The 19,549-nt window shown below is 42.8% G+C and carries 18 protein-coding genes and 1 other annotated feature; of the genes, 13 read left to right on the forward strand and 5 right to left on the reverse strand.

Annotated elements, in window-relative coordinates; translation table 11 throughout:
• Window positions 1–281: 281 nt before the first annotated feature.
• Window positions 282–1,475 (forward strand): methionine adenosyltransferase, encoded by a 1,194-nt coding sequence (metK, locus tag MKY20_RS08135; protein ID WP_009333385.1) that lies wholly within the window; start codon window positions 282–284, stop codon window positions 1,473–1,475.
• Window positions 1,476–1,823: 348 nt separating this feature from the next.
• Window positions 1,824–3,728, forward strand: a complete 1,905-nt coding sequence (asnB, locus tag MKY20_RS08140) for an asparagine synthase (glutamine-hydrolyzing) (protein ID WP_251266965.1) — start codon at window positions 1,824–1,826, stop codon at window positions 3,726–3,728.
• 332 nt (window positions 3,729–4,060) lie between these two features.
• On the opposite strand, the gene MKY20_RS08145 is transcribed toward asnB, so the two are convergent.
• Complete coding sequence (locus MKY20_RS08145) at window positions 4,061–4,909, reverse strand: C39 family peptidase (RefSeq protein ID WP_192907805.1); 849 nt, start codon at window positions 4,907–4,909, stop codon at window positions 4,061–4,063.
• Window positions 4,910–4,986: 77 nt separating this feature from the next.
• Window positions 4,987–5,508 (reverse strand): gamma carbonic anhydrase, encoded by a 522-nt coding sequence (locus tag MKY20_RS08150; RefSeq protein ID WP_009333380.1) that lies wholly within the window; start codon window positions 5,506–5,508, stop codon window positions 4,987–4,989.
• Window positions 5,509–5,685: 177 nt separating this feature from the next.
• Here MKY20_RS08150 and MKY20_RS08155 point away from each other — a divergent pair, with 177 nt between their 5' ends.
• Together MKY20_RS08155 and MKY20_RS08160 are read left to right on the forward strand one after the other, a co-directional pair.
• Window positions 5,686–6,489, forward strand: a complete 804-nt coding sequence (locus MKY20_RS08155) for an alpha/beta hydrolase (protein WP_009333379.1) — start codon at window positions 5,686–5,688, stop codon at window positions 6,487–6,489.
• Between the two features lie 84 nt (window positions 6,490–6,573).
• Entirely contained in the window at window positions 6,574–7,668 is a 1,095-nt protein-coding gene (locus MKY20_RS08160) for a tetraprenyl-beta-curcumene synthase family protein (protein WP_251174703.1), read from the forward strand.
• 27 nt (window positions 7,669–7,695) lie between these two features.
• Here MKY20_RS08160 and MKY20_RS08165 read toward each other — a convergent pair whose 3' ends face one another.
• Window positions 7,696–8,268: a class I SAM-dependent methyltransferase gene (locus tag MKY20_RS08165; protein WP_251266963.1), complete on the reverse strand. Its 573-nt coding sequence runs from the start codon at window positions 8,266–8,268 to the stop codon at window positions 7,696–7,698.
• Window positions 8,265–9,233, reverse strand: coding sequence for a TIGR01212 family radical SAM protein (locus MKY20_RS08170; protein WP_009333376.1), 969 nt, complete (start codon window positions 9,231–9,233; stop codon window positions 8,265–8,267). Before MKY20_RS08170 ends, MKY20_RS08165 begins: the two co-directional genes overlap by 4 nt.
• Window positions 9,234–9,436: 203 nt before the next feature.
• On the opposite strand from MKY20_RS08170, the gene MKY20_RS08175 reads away from it, so the two are divergent.
• The 3 genes from MKY20_RS08175 (at window position 9,437) to MKY20_RS08185 (ending at window position 11,342) form a co-directional block, all read left to right on the forward strand.
• Window positions 9,437–9,700: a YtzC family protein gene (locus MKY20_RS08175; protein ID WP_009333375.1), complete on the forward strand. Its 264-nt coding sequence runs from the start codon at window positions 9,437–9,439 to the stop codon at window positions 9,698–9,700.
• A gap of 14 nt (window positions 9,701–9,714) precedes the next feature.
• Window positions 9,715–9,897 carry a hypothetical protein gene (locus MKY20_RS08180; protein ID WP_009333374.1) on the forward strand — a complete coding sequence of 61 codons (183 nt, stop codon included), beginning with the start codon at window positions 9,715–9,717 and terminating at the stop codon, window positions 9,895–9,897.
• 263 nt (window positions 9,898–10,160) lie between these two features.
• Window positions 10,161–11,342 (forward strand): MDR family MFS transporter, encoded by a 1,182-nt coding sequence (locus MKY20_RS08185; RefSeq protein ID WP_019383013.1) that lies wholly within the window; start codon window positions 10,161–10,163, stop codon window positions 11,340–11,342.
• Window positions 11,343–11,391: 49 nt separating this feature from the next.
• Here MKY20_RS08185 and MKY20_RS08190 read toward each other — a convergent pair whose 3' ends face one another.
• On the reverse strand, window positions 11,392–11,742 hold the full coding sequence (locus MKY20_RS08190) for a hypothetical protein (RefSeq protein ID WP_009333372.1): 351 nt from the start codon (window positions 11,740–11,742) through the stop codon (window positions 11,392–11,394).
• Between the two features lie 143 nt (window positions 11,743–11,885).
• Between MKY20_RS08190 and MKY20_RS08195 the strand changes: the two genes are divergently transcribed.
• The 6 genes from MKY20_RS08195 to MKY20_RS08220 all read left to right on the forward strand — a co-directional run bounded on the left by MKY20_RS08195 (window position 11,886) and on the right by MKY20_RS08220 (window position 19,543).
• On the forward strand, window positions 11,886–13,247 hold the full coding sequence (locus MKY20_RS08195; protein ID WP_251174706.1) for a sigma-54 interaction domain-containing protein: 1,362 nt from the start codon (window positions 11,886–11,888) through the stop codon (window positions 13,245–13,247).
• Window positions 13,248–13,575: 328 nt separating this feature from the next.
• Window positions 13,576–14,895, forward strand: a complete 1,320-nt coding sequence (locus MKY20_RS08200; RefSeq protein ID WP_009333370.1) for a GntP family permease — start codon at window positions 13,576–13,578, stop codon at window positions 14,893–14,895.
• Between the two features lie 57 nt (window positions 14,896–14,952).
• Entirely contained in the window at window positions 14,953–15,729 is a 777-nt protein-coding gene (locus tag MKY20_RS08205; RefSeq protein ID WP_009333369.1) for a 3-hydroxybutyrate dehydrogenase, read from the forward strand.
• Window positions 15,730–15,838: 109 nt separating this feature from the next.
• Window positions 15,839–16,062 (forward strand) — a binding site (T-box leader).
• Window positions 16,063–16,370: 308 nt separating this feature from the next.
• The gene (leuS, locus tag MKY20_RS08210; RefSeq protein WP_251264032.1) at window positions 16,371–18,788 is read left to right on the forward strand and encodes a leucine--tRNA ligase; all 2,418 of its coding nucleotides are present in this window, start codon (window positions 16,371–16,373) and stop codon (window positions 18,786–18,788) included.
• 164 nt (window positions 18,789–18,952) lie between these two features.
• Window positions 18,953–19,258 (forward strand): rhodanese-like domain-containing protein, encoded by a 306-nt coding sequence (locus MKY20_RS08215; protein WP_026041816.1) that lies wholly within the window; start codon window positions 18,953–18,955, stop codon window positions 19,256–19,258.
• A gap of 102 nt (window positions 19,259–19,360) precedes the next feature.
• The gene (locus MKY20_RS08220) at window positions 19,361–19,543 is read left to right on the forward strand and encodes a sporulation protein Cse60 (protein WP_009333366.1); all 183 of its coding nucleotides are present in this window, start codon (window positions 19,361–19,363) and stop codon (window positions 19,541–19,543) included.
• Window positions 19,544–19,549: the final 6 nt, after the last annotated feature.

The raw sequence follows: 19,549 nt of genomic DNA on the forward strand, positions 1-19,549 counted from the left end.
AAGGTTTTTTATTTTGCACAGGCAATGGGATGAACGGCTTTTGGAATGTACTATTTATGTGAGTTTTTAGCAGCTTGCAGAGAGGCATAAGAAAAGATGGATGCCTGGCTTTCTAGCCAGCGATGCCTATTTTTCTAATAAAAACTCCATGTTTATTTCATACTACTAAGGGAATGAGTTCCGTATCAAACAGAGATCCATGAAATGACAGGGAAAAGTTCTTTTCCGCTTCCCCATTTCTTAATTCTCGCTCAATTTTCTATTTATAAGGAGGAAGCCAGATGTCAACAAAGCGTCGTTTGTTTACTTCTGAATCAGTTACTGAAGGTCATCCGGATAAAATCTGTGACCAAATTTCTGATGCAATCTTAGATGCGATTTTAGCTAAAGATGCGAATGCCCGTGTTGCTGCAGAGACTTCTGTAACAACTGGACTTGTATTAGTTGCAGGTGAAATCACAACATCTACATACGTAGATATTCCAAAAATCGTTCGTGAAACGGTAAAAGAAATCGGTTATACCCGTGCTAAATATGGTTTCGATTCCGAAACATGTGCAGTTTTAACTTCCATTGATGAGCAGTCAGCAGATATTGCAATGGGTGTTGACCAGGCTCTTGAAGCAAGGGAAGGACAAATGAGTGATCAGGAAATCGAAGCAATCGGTGCAGGGGACCAGGGTTTAATGTTCGGTTTTGCATGCAACGAAACGAAAGAGCTAATGCCTCTTCCGATTTCTTTAGCACATAAACTTTCCCGCCGTCTGACTGAAGTTCGTAAAGAAGAAATTCTTCCTTACCTTCGTCCGGACGGAAAAACTCAGGTAACGGTTGAGTATGATGAAAATGACAAGCCAGTCCGCATTGACACAATCGTTATTTCTACCCAGCATCACCCTGAGATCAGCCTGGAACAAATCCAGCGCAATCTTAAGGAGCATGTTATTAACCCGGTTGTTCCCAAAGAACTAATCGATGAGAATACAAAGTATTTCATCAACCCAACAGGACGTTTTGTAATCGGCGGACCTCAAGGGGATGCAGGCCTGACTGGACGCAAAATCATTGTTGATACTTACGGCGGATATGCCCGTCATGGCGGAGGCGCGTTCTCCGGTAAGGATCCTACAAAGGTTGACCGCTCTGCTGCTTATGCTGCTCGTTATGTAGCGAAGAACCTTGTGGCAGCAGGTTTAGCTGAGAAAGTGGAAGTTCAGCTTGCTTATGCGATTGGTGTAGCACAGCCAGTGTCGATTTCTGTTGATACATTCGGAACAGGCAAAGTCGATGAAGATGTACTAGTTGATCTAGTTAGAAAGCACTTTGATCTTCGCCCTGCAGGAATTATTAACATGCTTGGCCTTCGCCGCCCAATTTACAAGCAGACAGCTGCTTACGGACACTTCGGACGTACAGATGTTGATCTTCCTTGGGAGCGTACGGACAAAGCTGAAATCCTTCGCTCTGAAGCTTAATAGAAAAGCGGAAGCTCTTTGGCCATCCCCGATACTTTAAGGGGGAGACAAAAATATAAAAAGCGGGAGTTGCATTAATCAATGTAACTCCCGCTTTCTTTTTTGCGTCATTATACATAAAGGGTGTTTATTCACTTTTCGGTCTTTATGCTCTTTAGTCGTTTATAATTATATGTTATCGTATAAACTTCGGATAATGGCTTAATTTTCCGTGCATATTTTTTTTATATTCCACGTGCTAATTATAAATGATTAGTGGTAGTATTATAGGGTATGTTTTCTAAGAAAAAGGAGCCGTTAAGGCTGTATCTAAATATTGAGAAAAGAATGGAGTAGGTGACGTACATAATGTGTGGTTTTATTGGTTGTGTACATGAAAAAGCACAAAATTACCGTGACGCAGATAAAGAACAGTTCCAAAATATGAATGATATCATTACCCATCGGGGTCCCGATGATTCAGGATACTATTTTGATGACCATATTCAATTCGGCTTCCGCCGGCTGAGCATTATCGATATCGAAAGCGGACACCAGCCGCTGACATACGAGAATGAGCGTTATTGGATTATCTTTAATGGTGAAATCTATAACTATGTGGAACTTCGTGAAGAACTTCTCAAAGCTGGATTAAGCTTTGAAACAAGCTCCGATACAGAAGTCATAATTGCCCTTTACAGCCATATGAAAGAAAAGGCTGTTGAAAAATTGCGCGGTATGTTTGCGTTTGTCATTTGGGATAAACAGGAACAGTCTCTATATGGAGCCAGAGATCCATTTGGGATTAAGCCTTTCTTTTATTACGATAAGGGAGACCGCACGTTCTTTGGATCAGAGAAGAAGAGCATTCTTTTGGCTCTTCAAAATGATGTATTAAACTATGACTCCCTCCAGCATTATCTGACCTATCAGTTTGTGCCTGAGCCAAACACGATGTCAGAGGGAATCCATAAGCTTGAGCCTGGCCATTATTTTACTAAAAAAATTGGTGCTCAAATGGATATTAAGCGATATTGGAAAGCTGCTTTCCATCCAGCGCAGAAGTCAGAAGCTGATTTCACGAAAGAAATTAGAGATGTTTTGTTCGACTCAGTCAAAATGCATATGCGTGCCGATGTTCCGGTAGGTTCATTTCTTTCAGGCGGAATAGATTCTTCCATCATTGCTTCCATTGCGAAAGAATTCCATCCTGCTATTAAAACATTCTCCGTCGGGTTTGAACGCAATGGCTTCAGCGAGGTGGATGTAGCGAAAGAAACAGCGGAAAAGCTGGGTGTCGAAAACATCAGCTACATCATAACTCCTGAGGAATACATGAATGAGATTCCGAGAATCATGTGGCATATGGACGATCCGCTTGCTGACCCGGCTTGTGTGCCCCTTTATTTTGTAGCAAGAGAAGCACGCAAGCATGTAACGGTTGTACTTTCAGGTGAGGGCGCTGATGAGCTATTTGGCGGCTATAATATTTACCGTGAACCACAATCCCTGGAAGTCTTCAATAAAATTCCTGCCATCGGCAAAAAGCTTCTACGCATGATTGCAAACATGATGCCAGAGGGAATGAAGGGGAAAAGCTTTATCGAACGCGGTGTAACACCAATGGAAGAGCGCTACATTGGAAATGCAAAAATGTTTACAGAGCAAGAGAAGCGCAGCCTGCTTCATGTATATAAAGACAGCTTAAATTATACGGATATCACTAAACCGCTATATGAAGAAAGCCGGGGCTATGATCCGGTTGACCGCATGCAGTATATCGATATTCATACGTGGATGCGCGGAGACATTCTATTGAAAGCGGACAAAATGACGATGGCTCATTCTCTCGAGCTTCGTGTTCCGTTCCTTGATAAAGAAGTGTTTGAAGTGGCTTCCAAAATTCCGACCAGCCTGAAAACGGCCAATGGAACTACGAAGTATATTCTTCGCAAAGCTGCTGAAGGAGTCGTTCCAGACCATGTGCTGAACCGCAAGAAGCTTGGATTCCCTGTGCCAATCCGCCACTGGCTGAAAGACGAGATGAATGAATGGGCGAAAAATATCATTCGTGAAAGCAGCACAGATCATCTAATTAATAAAGATTACGTACTGCAGCTGCTAGAAGACCATTGTCAGGATAAAGCGGACAATAGCCGCAAAATCTGGACAGTTCTTATGTTCATGGTTTGGCATCAGGTATATGTGGAGAAAAAGTATTCTTTCGAGAAAGAGTATTTGTTAAATAAAGACTTGCAGCCGCTTAAAGGCTAAAAATAAAAACGTCCATCAGGTGAAAACCTGGTGGACGTTTTTATTAATTATAAGAATGTATAAATTTTTTAAGTCAGATAATTGTCTGGCGCAAGCAGCCTCCCACCTCGAGATCACAAGCTTGTCTAGCTGAGGCTCCTAGGGACGAAAGATAAGACACTCCCTCACAAAAGGCAAAGGACGTCTTTCCGGAATGCTCGTCTTGTGCTTGAGGCCGCAGGATAAGGAATGCTTCGTTAGCATAAAAATCGCACGACCGAAAACGTTAGGTTTTGGGAGGTCGCGGCGATCTTAGTCTGCGTTCTTTCGTGGGCAAGGCGCTTCCGCTTTTCTTATGGGAGATAGGTAATAGCCTGTTTGCCCATCTGCACCCATGCTTTTTCAAAATCGTTTTTGGGTGCTTTTTTATTTTTCTCTCCTGTGAGCGGATCGTTGAAATACATGTATTCCTGATCATACCCTGTGAGCAGGACTGAATGCTCTTTATAGGTAATCTGTATTTTTCCGCTTGGCGTATGCCAGGTCTGGAAAAAGTCATCAGAAAGCTGTTTATAGGCTGTGTTGATAATAACCCAGACAGGCCTGCCGTCTGACAAATGGATCTTTAAGTCTTCAAAATCGGATCCGGTAAGGTCTTCAATGGAGCCAGGCATGTACTTTTCCGCAAGCTCTTTTACCGGTTTATGATAAACGCCAAGACCTGGATTATCAAAGGAATACATATCGCCTATGAATCCGTCATTCGGGTGCCCGAAATAGATTTTTCCGTTTTCTATGCGATAAGGCTCAGGATTTTTCTTTATTTCTTTAGCGAGTGTCATTTTATCAGCCTGTATTCCTGCATGCTGAAGGAGCATGGATAAGCTCGTCACCTCGCATCCTCTGGGGAGCTCAGGAAACTGATTGACTGCGGGTGCATCTATAATTGTTTCTTCCTTGATCTTTATTACGACAGTGTTGTTTCCAAGGAAAGAGCTGGCTTTCTCAGCAGGTTCAGACAGCCATGATTTAATTTGGTTTACGGCTGAAGCAGGCTGGCTGCCTGAAAGGTTGTCATAAACAAATGCACCAGAAATCAGGATGAAGACAAGTAAAAACATTGGTGCCGTTTTTAACATTGTTTTTCTGAATATCACTATTAAAAATAAGAATAGAACAATTGCCGCAATATAAATCTTCAATTTCTTCACCCGCCCATTGGTATTGCCTTATGTTTATTATCGGCTGTTTTCCCATTCTATAATAGGGGGCAGGTGAGTTATTCAGGCTTTTTCTGCAAAGACTTATAGTACTGCCCTTTTTCGGCGTACTCCCTGCTGATCCGTTCCATATCTTTGATATCTTCTGGTGTCAGCTCGCGGATCACTTTTGCGGGCCTTCCGAATGCAAGTGTATTGGGAGGAATTTTCTTTCCCTGTGGAACAAGGCTCCCTGCACCAATGAATGCTCCCTCTCCGATTTCAGCCTGATCTAATACAATTGAGCCCATTCCTATTAAAGCCTTTTTGCGGACAATGCAGCTATGAAGGATTACCTGATGGCCAACTGTCACTTCATCTTCCAATATCAGCGGGTTATTCGGGCTTTGATGCAGGACGGAATTGTCCTGGATATTGACTTTTTTGCCGATGATTGTTGGTGCTACATCTCCGCGTATAACGGAGTTGAACCAAACGCTGGAATCCTCGCCAATTTCAACATCGCCGGTAATGGTAGTAAAATCTGCAATAAATGCGGATTCTGCAATTTTAGGTTCTTTATCTTTATATGGATAGATCATGTGAAACACTCCTATATGAAGTTTGATTATTTTGATTTTATCATAAGAGGCATGATAAACGTTATTTTGGCAAAAAGAATTCCAATTTTACAAAGGGTTGATTCATGAACAATTTCAGCATCTAGGCTATAATATATATACAAAAGACAGTACGTAAAAAGGCTGGGAGGATTGACTATGTGGAAATGGGAAACTGAAGGAGATGCAAAGGGCGTTATTGTCATGGTGCATGGGGCAATGGAGCATCACCGCCGTTATGGCTGGCTGATTGAAATGTGGCGCTTGGCCGGTTTCCATGTCATTATGGGAGATCTTCCTGGCCAGGGGATGACTTCAAGATCCAGAAGAGGCCATATTGACTCCTTTGATGAATATATACTTGAAGTTCAGGATTGGGTACATGCTGCCTATGAATTTGAATTGCCGGTCTTTCTTTTAGGGCACAGCATGGGCGGTCTGATTGCCATTCGCCTGCTGCAGGAGGAAAGGATGAATCTCGCTGGGGTAATTCTGTCCTCCCCATGCTTAGGCTTGGTTCAACAGCCTTCAAAATTTCTGAACTTCTTATCGCTTGGACTCAATTCTGTGATGCCTGGCCTGAAAATGGATGCCGGATTATCCGTTGACATGGCGACGCGGAATCAGGACGTCCTTGATGCTGATTTAAATGATTCTCTTTATGTGACAAAAGTTTCGGTCAGATGGTACAGGGAACTTGTTTCTGCAATAAAGCTTGCCTTTGAGAATCTTGATAAGATCCAGGATGTGCCCCTCCTTGTATTACAGGGCGGCGATGATAAGATCGTAAATAAAACAACTGTCAGAGAATGGTTTAACCTTGCGCCCTTCTCAGAGAAAAGGTTCAAAGAATGGCCTAAATGCTACCATGAAGTCTTTAATGAACCTGAGCGTGAAGAAGTCTTTGAATACGCGAAGGATTTCGTTAACAGCCAATTAAAAGCGCTTGGTTATGTGGTTTAAGGACGGTGTTTTAATTATGGAGGGGTGCAGCTTAATATAAGAAACTGTTCACCTATCCCTAAGCAAAAGGAGGTTTATCATGTCATGAGTGTCCCTTCCATGCCAATTAGCTTAATGTCACATGTCTACAGGAAGGTTCTTCCTGCGGTACATAAGGAACTAGCATACTGGAAAAGCAGAGCGGAAGCCATTCCTGATCAGGAGTTAAGAAAGCAGGCTCTTGCCAGCATTGAGCATAAAACCTTCCACTGTGAAGGCGGAGCTATTATGTCATTAATGGCCAAGGAAAAATATGAACAAGCGGTTAAGTTCATCGTCGCATATCAGACAATCAGTGATTATTTGGACAATCTCTGCGATCGGAGCACTTCACTTGATCCCCGGGACTTTGCGGCACTGCACGAGTCAATGGAGGATGCCCTCGATACCGATGCAGCAGAAAAAAATTATTATCGGCTGAGAAATGAACAGGATGATGGAAACTATCTTGCAGATTTGGCAGGAGTCTGCAGGGAAGTGCTGTCCAGTCTGAGGCATTACAGACATATAAAAAGCCATCTGCTTGAATTATGCCGATACTATTGTGATCTGCAAATACATAAGCATGTTGTGGTGGAAGAACGAGTTCCCCGTCTGCAGAACTGGTTTGACCAATATCGGTCTGATATTCCTGAGATGGAATGGTATGAGTTCTCTGCTTGCTCGGGATCTACTTTGGGGATTTTTTGCCTTGTTTCCTACGCACTGAGAGATGATTTTGAAGCGGAGCATGCGGTAAATATACGAAATGGTTATTTTCCATACATCCAGGGTCTCCACATTCTTCTTGATTATCTGATTGATCAGGAAGAGGACAAAGCCGGTGGAGACTTGAATTTTTGCTTTTACTATGAGAACGAAGAAAAACTGTTTTCGAGATTGAAGCATTTTGTTGCCGAAGCAGATAAGCATACTGAAAAGCTGCCTCATAAACATTTCCATAAACTGATTAATCGCGGCTTGCTCGGGGTTTATCTATCCGATGAGAAGGTCCGGAAGCAGCGGAATGTCAGAAGATTAGCCAAAAGCATGATCAGAACAGGCGGCATGGTAAGCTTTTTCTTTTATGTGAACGGCAGAGCTTACCGTACTTTGCAGAAGATGATGCCTGCGGGCTTTTCAGGAGCGATTGAAAAATAATAAAAAGCCTGCATTTTTTGCAGGCTTTTACCGTTTTTCAATAACTACAATAAACGGCGGGTTATTTTTTTGATTAATAAACTGGTATTGCAATACATGGACGAGGCTTTGATCCAGCTGCCTTACATATCTGAGCAGATAATCACGCTCAACAGCTCCCTCAATATGGCCGTGATAAATCACTAAAAGAATAATCCCCTCCGGAGCCATCAGTTCCAAAAGCTGATCGATGGCAGAAATGGTTGTCTGCGGACGGGTGACAATATCTTTATCACCGCCGGGCAGGTAACCTAAATTAAAAATGGCTGCAGTTATTTTTCCATGATGCACAGGCGGCACATTCTCAAGAATGAATTCATGTCCTGTATGGAAAAGGGTAGCCCTGTCTGACAGGTCATGATCAGCCAGGCGCGTTTTTGTATTCTGGACAGCTTCTTCCTGAATATCGAAACCGTAAACTCTTCCATTATGTCCTACCAGATCCGCCAGAAATACTGTATCATGTCCGTTGCCCAAAGTGGCATCAATAACGATATCTCCAGGTGATACTGCTTTCTCAAGCAGCTGTCTTGCATAAGGTAAGATTCTTTCAAGCTTCATGACAATGCCTCCATTTGGCTTGGATTGTAAAGTTTGCCTTGCCAGCTGTTTCTGCGCTTTAATTCCGCATCAATGCTATTTAGCACTTCCCACTTATTTACGCTCCACATTGGCCCGATCATCAAGTCGATTGGCCCATCTCCTGTTATTCGGTGTACAATCATTTCCGGAGGTAAAATCTCCAGCTGGTCACATACTAAGTTTACATATTCATTAAGTGACAGAAACTCAAGCATGCCTTTTTCAAATTGTTTAACCATCGGGGTTCCTTTTAATAAATGAAGGAGATGAATTTTTATCCCCTGCACATCCAGTTTTGCAACTTCCCGTGCGGTTTCCATCATCATATCCGGTGTTTCAAGCGGAAGGCCATTAATGATGTGGGAACAGATGCGGATGCCATGTTTGCGGAGCTTCTTTACTCCCTCTGCATAGCATTGATAATCATGAGCGCGGTTAATTAAAAGGGCAGTCCGTTCATGCACAGTTTGTAAGCCCAGTTCTACCCAGAGATAAGTTCGCTGATTAAGCTCTGCCAGATATTCGACTACATCATCAGGCAGACAGTCAGGGCGGGTCGCAATAGACAGTCCGACAACTCCGTCCTGCTCAAGCACTCTCTCATACATATCACGAAGCACTTCCACAGGGGCATGAGTATTCGTAAAGGCCTGAAAATAAGCCATGTATTTTCCATCTTTCCATTTATGATGCATTTTTGTTTTTATTGCATTAAATTGTGTTTCCAAATCATCAGCACGGTTCCCGGCAAAGTCTCCCGAACCGGATGCACTGCAGAATGTACATCCCCCATGTGCGACTGTGCCATCACGGTTGGGGCAATCAAAGCCGCCATCGAGTGCCACCTTGAAAACCTTATGGCCAAATTCATTACGCAAATGATAATTCCATGTATGGTACCGTTTATTATCGGATGCATATGGAAAAGGATTTACTTTATCCACAATTATCCCTCCTTTTTCAAAGAGTAATCTATAAGGTAAAAATGAATATGAAGGATTTCATAAAATTAATCTTATCATGACCCAAAACCTTATCCAAGGGGAATTGGCAGGAAATAGAGTGGTAAGAATTACAGAAAAATGAACAAACTAATTATTGAAGCATGCAAGCTTCTAGACCCATTCTTTAAGGAGGGGAACAGATAATGGCAACCCGTGAATCGATGGATACACTCCTGCAGCAGTGTGAGGATGCAATCCGTTTTGCCCAGGAGCAGTTTGAATCAGGCAGGACACAGGAGCATTATAATGATAACGAATACTCCAATGCTCTTCAATCTTTGGAAGCTGCTTATAATGATATAACCCAGATGGCCCATAGCGCCAACTCCCAGCAGCGGGAACAGCTTCACCGAATGAGACTCCAGCTGCAGCAGCTCCAAAATCAGATGATAATACTTCCTCATTAAGGAGTGGTCCACAGATGGTAAAAAAGCGCTCAAAACAAAACAATCCGGAACAAAAGACCCGCAATGGCGCCAATAGCCAGGACGTTGAACTTGGCCGGGATTTTGATGCGGTAAAGCAGTCGAAAAAGAATTATGAGAAGTCAGGCGGCCAGCCTGTAAAATCAAAATTTCACCCTGAGCCGGAACAATCATCATAAATAGAATATGGAAAGCCCCGATTTTTCAAAATCGGGGCTTTATTTTTGTGCCGTTTAACGAACTATTCTCAATAGGTGCATTCCTTAAATATCCACATTCAGTTTCAATTATAAAAGAAGAAGTATTCTGTCTATTAAAATCGAATGAAAACCTATTGCAAGGACAGGAAAAACCAACTAAAATTATTTTGGATTTCGAAATAGTGCCGGGTGGTAATATGCCGGCTGACATAAAAAAAATTTTAAAAAAGGGGCGTAATTTTATGCCGCGGACCTTATGGCTTTTAATAATTGGGATGGCAGTGAATGTAACCGGATCTTCTTTTTTGTGGCCACTTAATACAATCTACATTCATGACCACTTAGGCAAGTCCTTATCGGTTGCCGGCCTGGTTTTGATGGTGAACGCAGCTGCAAGCGTCGCAGGAAATTTAATAGGGGGAAGCCTATATGATAAAATAGGCGGCTATCGTTCGATTCTTCTTGGAATTATCATCACGGTAATGGCGCTTCTCGGTTTGACCTTTTGGCACGGCTGGCCTGCATACGTGGTGTTTCTCACTATTGTCGGATTTGGGTCTGGCATTGTTTTTCCATCTATGTTTGCGATGGCTGGATCTGTGTGGAAGGAAGGCGGCCGCAAAGCTTTCAATGCCATCTATGTGGCTCAGAATGCCGGTGTTGCCATTGGTGCTGCTCTCGGCGGCCTTGTGGCTTCGTACTCTTTTCAGTTGATTTTTCTGGCCAATACTGTCATGTATATCGTTTTTTTACTGATCGCTGTTTTTGGATACAGGGGAATAAATACTGCTTCGGGTCAGCAGACCTCCATCCTTCAGGAAAATCGCATGGTTAAAAATCATACCAAGCTTTATGCACTGCTCATATTATGTGCAGGCTATTTATTGTGCTGGGTCGGATATGTGCAATGGCAATCAACTATTGCTGCTTACACACAGGAATTGAATATTTCGTTAAAGCAATACAGCTTGCTGTGGACTATTAATGGAGCCCTGATTGTATTGGGACAGCCGTTTATCAGTGCTTTGGTAAAATGGTTTAAAACACTTAAGGTTCAGATGGTCGCCGGCATGGTCATATTTATAGGTTCATTTGCTGCTGCAGCAAGTGCCGAGAAATTCTCAGCTTTTATCACAGCCATGGTTATACTGACGATTGGCGAAATGCTAATATGGCCAGCGGTTCCGACCATTGCTAACCAGCTTGCCCCTAAAGGGCGGGAAGGTTTTTACCAGGGAATCGTAAACAGTACTGCTACAGGCGGAAGGATGATCGGGCCTTTACTGGGGGGGATTCTCGTTGACCTTTACGGAATCTCCATGCTGTTTGCTGTATTAATAGTTCTATTTGTTTTTGCCATTCTGACAACTCTTGTGTATGACCGGAAATTGAAGGAGCCTAAAAAATTGGCGCATGTATCATAAGAAAGAAACCTGCAGTTTTGAGCTGCAGGTTTTTTTGAAATTTTAGTTCTTAACCGGCGCCTTCGAAGTAATTTTCTTTTTGCTTAGCGGCAAATACAACTTCATTGAAGAAGCTTTTCAAAATCAGCCATCTCGCTGGATAAGAACTGATAAAATCCTCGAGAACCTCTTCTGAATAAAGAAGCAGGACATCCAGATCTGCCTTCTTTTGCTTCAAATCATACAAAAGGGCATGCGGAATGGTGTAATAGTCATTCAGCTGCCATTGATTTAGTTTCACAGTTAAAATATTATGGTCATCAATATAGGTTTGCAGCGCCTGTTTTTGCGCCTGAGTGCATTCCTGTTTTGATTTGTTTCCAGATTGCCAATTCGGATTAATCAGATAGATGCCTTTCATCTGAAACACCTCCCATGTCTGCTAGTACTAATGTTATGGGCAGTAAAAGCCATAAGAATACCCATTGAAGTGAATTTGTTTTCAGAAAAATATGATAAAATAGTATTCATAAATAGTAGATTGACCTAAATGAGGGGATTCAAATGAAAAGTGCATTCTTCGATCTGCCTGTGAAGGTTGTCGAAACCATTGTTGAGAACGCCTTTGGATGGCTTGTAGTTGTGAATAAAGAAGGAACAATTATTTACATTAATAAAAATTATTGTAATTTTCTGGAAACAGAAAGGGAAAAGGCTCTTGGGAAGCATGTGTCCGAGGTGATTGAAAATTCACGTATGCATATAGTGGCAGAATCAGGAAAGGAAGAAATTGCAGATCTGCAATATATAAGAGGCAACTATATGATAGCAAATCGCATCCCCATTTTTTCTGATGGCGAAGTAATTGGCGCTTTCGGGACAGTCTTTTTTAGGGATACAAAGGAATGGATGCAGATGAACAGCCATGTAAAGAGCATGCTGACAAAAATCCAGAGCTTTATCCAGGAAATTGATCCAAGTGTTAAATACAGCCTTGATGATATCCTGGGAAACTCGAGCCAGATTCATAGCCTTAAAGAAAAGGTGAAAATGGTGGCAGCCAGTGATATTTCCGTTTTAATCCGCGGGGAAAGCGGGACTGGAAAAGAACTATTTGCGCACAGCATACATCAGCTCAGCAACAGGAGCCATCAGCCATTTGTGAAAATTAACTGCGGAGCCATTCCGGAACATCTGCTGGAGTCTGAACTGTTTGGCTACGAAGAAGGTGCGTTTACAGGTGCGAAAAAGGGAGGTAAAAAGGGGAAATTCCAGCTTGCTGATGGAGGGACTTTATTTTTGGATGAAATTGGAGATATGCCGCTTAATATGCAGGTGAAGTTATTGCGTGCTCTGCAGGAAGGCGAGATTGAAAGCGTGGGTTCGACTTCTCCGGTTAAAGTAGATGTCCGGATTATCGCTGCAACTAACAGACCGCTCGAAAAAATGATGGAGGAAAAGCGCTTTAGGGAGGATCTATTCTATCGGATTAATGTGGTGCCGTTCATGATTCCTTCTTTGCGCGACAGGATGGAAGATTTATCACTCCTGATCGATAGCTTTATCAAGAAAATAACGAAAAAATCGGGAAAGAGAATAAGTGCAATTGAAGACGAGGTAATAGAAAAGTTTCATCAATATAGCTGGCCCGGCAATATTAGAGAGCTTGAAAATGTAATAGAGGCATCCATTCATTTAACAAGCAATGAAAGTATTACTACAGAATCTTTGCCGGATTACATGAAAGAATCTGCCGTTTATCCCGTTGGAAAAAAGAACTTGAAGGACATTCTGGAAGAAACAGAAAAGCGGATATTGACTCAAAGCTTGAGCAAATATAACCATGATCGATTAGAAGCGGCAAAAGCTCTAGGCATCAGTAAATCTTCTATGTATGAAAAACTAAAGAAATATGGAATTGAATAAAGATAAACAGTCCAGAAATCCGGAATATGTTCCAGAATTCTGGACTGTTTTCATTCTAGTAATTTTATGTACACTTAGTCCTACCCTTAGACGGAATTATCAGAAACTAGTCTATTATATCTGTGGACTTGTTTCCTTTGCATTCCAGAATTCTGGAAAAATGATTCATTAATTGTTCACGATTCCCTTTACCTACAAGCCTTTCATGTTGGCACGACTCTTGCATTATCATTTCTCAGCAAGTTATTTTTCAGTTATTTTTTGCAAGCGTTTTCAGGAGGAGGATGAAAAGTTCTTTTCTTATTTTTAAAACAAAGGGGGAAATGAAATGCTAAGTATGATTGGATTAATAGGCGGGCTTGCCCTGCTGATTTACCTGACTATGCGGGGAATGAACCTGCTGGTTGTCGGACCGCTATCTGCCTTGTTTGTAGCTCTTTTTAGCGGCATGCCATTATTTCCGCAGCTGGCAGGTGAAGGGGAGGCCAATTTGGTCGGGAACTATATGTCCGGCTTTTCAGGGTTTGTAACATCATGGTACCTAATGTTCCTATTGGGTGCAATTTTTGGGAAGGTAATGGAAGACAGCGGCGCGGCCGACAGTGTATCCAAAATGGTAGTGGATAAGCTCGGAATGAAATATGCCGTTCTTGCCATTGTCGCTTCCTGTGCTATTTTAACTTATGGCGGAGTCAGTTTATTCGTAGTTGCTTTCTCTGTATATCCAATGGCATTAAGTTTATTTAAACAGGCAAATCTTCCAAGAAGGTTCATCCCTGCAGCACTTGCCTTTGGATCTGTAACTTTTACGATGACTTCTGCGGGTTCACCGGAAATTCAAAACTGGATCCCGATTGAATTTCTTGGAACGACTCCATATGCAGGCTGGGAAGTCAGCTTAATTGTCGCTGTGTTCATGATGATTTTTGGCTACTGGTGGCTGAAGCGGATGATCACAAAGGCTGTAAACAAAGGAGAAACCTTTGAATCCCGAAAGCAGGATCCTGTAACTGAGAATAAGGAATTACCGCACCCTTTTATGGGGGTTCTCCCATTGGCTGTTGTTTTAATTATCTCATTCGTATTCCATGATTCTCTTGCACAATCTGCACTTATTCTTGCATTACTGGGCGGAGTTATTGCCACATATCTATTGAACAGAAAGTATTTCACAAATTTCTGGAATGCTGTGTCTGATGGTACATTAGGCGCATTAATAGCGATTGGGAATACAGCTGCTGTTGTCGGGTTCGGCGGAGTGGCAAAGGCAGTTCCTGCATTTGCCACAGCAGTAGATTGGATGACAAGCATTCCTGGGAGCCCGCTGATAGGCGGTGCCATAGCAGTAAGTGTTATCGCCGGCATGACCGGTTCAGCTTCAGGCGGGCAGGCCATCGCATTGCCGATTCTGGCCCCGCATTATATGGACATGGGCGTCAATGCAGAAGCCCTGCACAGAACAGTAGCCATTTCATCCGGTGCTCTGGATTCCTTGCCGCATAATGGCTATGTCGTTACCACTGTACGGGCTATCTGCGGGGAATCTCACCAGGCTGCATATGGAGCGGTAGCGGCTGTTACAGTAATCGTTCCGCTGATTGGTTTAGCACTTGCGATTGTATTATTCTCACTCGGTCTAGGAATCTAATTTCGGCAGGGGCTCATAAAATAGAGCCCCGGCTTTGTTTTTGAAAGGAGCTTATTCATGGTACAAAATAAAGTAGTTTTTATAACCGGTGCAGCGCAGGGAATTGGCTATGAAATAGGCAAGAGATTTGCTGAACACGGCTCGAAAATCGTTCTGACAGATATTCAGGAAGAGGCTGTGAAAAAAGCTGCAGAAAATTTGCAGAATGAAGGTTTTGAAGCAATCGGGCTTAAATGTGATGTGACCTTGGAGTCTGATATACAATCGGCCATCAATGAAACTGTCAGTCAATTCGGTGCCTTGGATGTGCTCATTAACAATGCAGGGCTGCAGCATGTTTCCTTTATTGAAGACTTTCCTACTGAAAAATTCGAGTTTCTTATCAAAGTAATGCTGACTGCACCGTTCATGGCCATTAAACATGTCATGCCCGTCATGAAAAAACAAAAGTCCGGCCGTATCCTGAACATGGCATCCATTAACGGTCTTGTTGGATTCGCGGGGAAAGCAGCTTATAACAGTGCCAAGCATGGCGTTATAGGCCTTACTAAAGTCGCAGCATTGGAAGCTGCTGAAGATGGCATTACGGTCAATGCCATATGCCCGGGCTATGTGGATACACCACTCGTAAGAAATCAGCTGAATGACCTTGCTAAAACAAGAAATGTACCTATTGAAAAAGCGCTGGAAGAAGTCATTTATCCCTTAGTGCCGCAAAAGAGGCTGCTGAAGGTAGAAGAGATTGCAGATTATGCTATTTTTTTGGCTGGTGACGGAGCTAAAGGCATTACAGGACAGGCGGCAGTTATCGATGGAGGATATACTGTTCAGTAAATCAGGCACATTTTCTGAAAGATTGCATATTCTAGTTATTAAATTCCTGTCAGGATAAGCCTACTTGCATCCTGGCGGGAAATTTATTACAATAGTCATATTCCTATACTAAAATGCTTAGATAAGGAGCAGTAGTGGTGCAATAGCCCGTTATAGAGAGTTGACGGAAGGTGCAAGTCAGCCGGGCACATCATGAACTCGCCTTGGAGCAGCAAGTGTGAAGTACCAGTAATGCTTGCCGTTTTCCGCGTTAAGGATGAATGAAGCGAGTGACATGTTCACTAATGTGGGTGGTACCGCGGGAGATTTATACATAATCCTCTCGTCCCTTTTTTGGGATGAGAGGTTTTTTATTATATTTTTTAGGCTGTTTCGTAAAGTTGATTGCAGCGGAGGGCACTTGATCCTCGAAAATGCTGACGCATTTTCTTCGTGCGGTGCTCATTCATGGAGGGTTATTCAATGTCCTGCGGGTAGTGAGGAAAGTGAGAGACCCCGCAGGCGAAGCCGGGGAGGCTCTCATCTCTCCCGCGGGTTCGCTAAGTGCCTCGTGCTGAAATCAACGGGCAATATTCATAAGCCCAAAAACGGTTTATAAGAAAAGAGCCTGATTTTATTTTCATTAATAGGAGGAAACAAAAATGAGTTTCAATCATCAGGAGATTGAAAAAAAGTGGCAAGGCTACTGGGAAGAAAATAAAACTTTTAAAACAACTGAAGATAAAGGCAAGCGCAAGTTTTATGCGCTTGATATGTTCCCTTATCCTTCAGGCGCAGGACTTCATGTCGGTCACCCGGAAGGATATACGGCAACAGACATCCTTTCCCGCATGAAGCGCATGCAAGGCTATAATGTTCTTCACCCAATGGGCTGGGATGCATTTGGTTTGCCTGCCGAGCAATATGCCCTTGATACAGGAAACGATCCTGCTGAATTCACAGAAAAGAATATCAACACCTTCCGACGCCAGATTAAGGCTTTAGGTTTTTCATATGACTGGGATCGTGAAGTAAACACAACAGACCCTGAATATTATAAATGGACTCAGTGGATTTTCTTAAAGCTTTATGAAAAAGGGCTTGCATATATCGATGAAGTAGCTGTTAACTGGTGTCCCGCACTTGGAACAGTACTTGCAAATGAAGAGGTCATCGACGGAAAAAGTGAACGAGGAGGCCATCCGGTAGAACGCCGTCCAATGAGACAGTGGATGCTAAAAATTACGGCTTATGCTGATCGCCTGCTTGAAGATCTTGATTTATTGGATTGGCCAGAGAGCCTTAAAGATATGCAGCGAAACTGGATCGGCCGTTCTGAAGGAGCAGAAGTAACGTTCAATATTGAAGGCCATGATGGAACGTTCACTGTTTTCACAACACGACCTGACACATTATATGGTGCAACATATGCTGTTCTTGCTCCAGAACATGCGCTTGTTGAAAAAATCACAGCAGATGGGCAGCGCGAGGCAGTTCAGGCTTACATTGACAAAGTAAAGAGCAAGAGCGATCTCGAGCGGACAGATCTTGCTAAAGAAAAAACAGGTGTCTTCACTGGTGCTTATGCGATTAACCCGGTCAATGGCGAAAAAATGCCAATCTGGATTGCAGATTATGTTTTAGCCAGCTATGGAACTGGGGCCATCATGGCGGTTCCAGCCCATGACGAGCGCGACTATGAGTTCGCCAAGCAATTTGATCTGCCTATTAAAGAAGTCGTTGCCGGCGGAGAAGTTGGAAAAGAAGCATACACTGGCGATGGCGAGCATGTTAACTCAGGTTTCCTTGATGGATTAAACAAAGAGGAAGCGATTGAGAAAATGATCGCATGGCTTGAAGAGAAAGGCATTGGCACTAAGAAGGTTACTTATCGTCTTCGTGACTGGCTATTCAGCCGCCAGCGTTATTGGGGCGAGCCGATTCCAGTGATCCACTGGGAAGATGGCACAATGACTGCCGTGCCGGAAGATCAGCTGCCATTAGTGCTTCCAAAAACAACGGAAATCAAACCATCCGGCACTGGAGAGTCACCATTAGCCAACATCGATGAGTGGGTTAATGTCGTGGATCCTGAAACAGGCAAGAAGGGCCGCAGGGAAACGAACACAATGCCACAATGGGCAGGCAGCTGCTGGTACTATCTTCGCTATATTGATCCGAAAAACAGTGAAGCTCTTGCAGATCCTGAGAAATTAAAAGAATGGCTTCCGGTTGATATTTATATCGGCGGAGCTGAACATGCGGTTCTTCATCTCCTATATGCCCGCTTCTGGCACAAGGTCCTTTATGATGTGGGAATTGTCCATACGAAGGAACCGTTCCAAAAGTTATTTAACCAAGGTATGATTCTTGGGGAAAATAATGAAAAAATGAGTAAATCAAAAGGCAATGTCGTTAATCCGGATGAAATTGTAGCAAGCCATGGTGCTGATACTCTTCGTCTATACGAAATGTTCATGGGGCCTCTTGAAGCTTCCATCGCATGGTCTACAAATGGATTGGATGGTTCAAGAAGATTCCTTGACCGCATCTGGCGTTTGTTTGTGGAAGAGACTGGTGAATTAAGCCAGGGAATTCAGGACATTGAAGAAGGCAGCAGCCTTGAAAAGGTTTACCACCAAACGGTGAAAAAAGTAACTGAGGACTACGAAGGGCTGCGTTTCAACACAGCTATTTCTCAAATGATGGTATTCATCAATGAAGCATATAAAGCAGATGTGCTTCCAAAGACCTTTGCAGAAGGCTTTGTTAAAATGCTTTCACCCATTGCTCCACACATGTCCGAAGAGCTTTGGTCTAAATTAGGCCATGGTGAATCCATTGCTTATGAAGCTTGGCCTGCATATGATGAAGCCAAAATGATAGATGATGAAGTCGAAATCGTTATCCAAATCAACGGTAAAGTTAAAGCAAAGCTTATGGTTCCTGCCGATGCCAAAAAAGACCTATTGGAGCAAATCGCAATGGGCGATGACAAAGTAAAAGAACAAATTGACGGAAAAACCGTCCGTAAAGTCATCGCGGTGCCAGGTAAACTTGTGAATATCGTTGCGAATTAAGTTATATCAGATGAAACCACCTCTATTTGTCAGAGGTGGTTTTTGTATTTGTGTTTTAGAAACGTCCCGTTTATATTTTTCGTCCCATATAGGGTATTATAGAATTGGCAGCATTATTTAATGTTAAGTGCTATTTAAAAGGCTTTCCAGAAAGGGTGTTAGGATTGGACCGTATTGAAGAGATAACAACAGAAGAATTGCAAAAAAAGCTTGAAGAAGGGGAGAAACTTGAGCTTGTCGATGTAAGGGAAGATGAAGAGGTTGCATCCGGCATGATTCCAGGGGCGAGACATATCCGTATGGGCACGATACCTGAGAATCTTGATAAATTTGATAAAGATACGGAGTACATCATTATTTGCCGTTCTGGCAATCGCAGCGGAAACGTATGCCACTATTTGCAGGACCAGGGATATAAAGTCCGCAATATGACCGGGGGCATGCTGAACTGGCAGGGTGAAACAAAATAGAGAAGAGCGGAGCCGCAGCAGGCTTCGTTTTTTTTTATGTTTCGGTTTTAAAAATTCAGAAAATTGTACAAACTGATAAAAAACTAAGAAAGGAAGTTTCCTGTGATTAAGGTAAAGCTATTTGATCATGAACATGAAAAAGACCTGGAAAAGGATATGAATCATTTTCTGGAGAAGATTGAAGAAAAAAAGCTGCTGGATATTAAATATAATGTTGCCGCAGTGCAAGAGGACGAAGATGAACAAATTTATTGTTTCTCTGCCATGGTTATATATAGAGCCTGATGTCTG

The sequence above is a fragment of the Cytobacillus sp. FSL W8-0315 genome (assembly GCF_038002905.1).
In the GTDB taxonomy this organism is placed as follows: Bacteria; Bacillota; Bacilli; order Bacillales; family Cytobacillaceae; genus Cytobacillus; species Cytobacillus pseudoceanisediminis.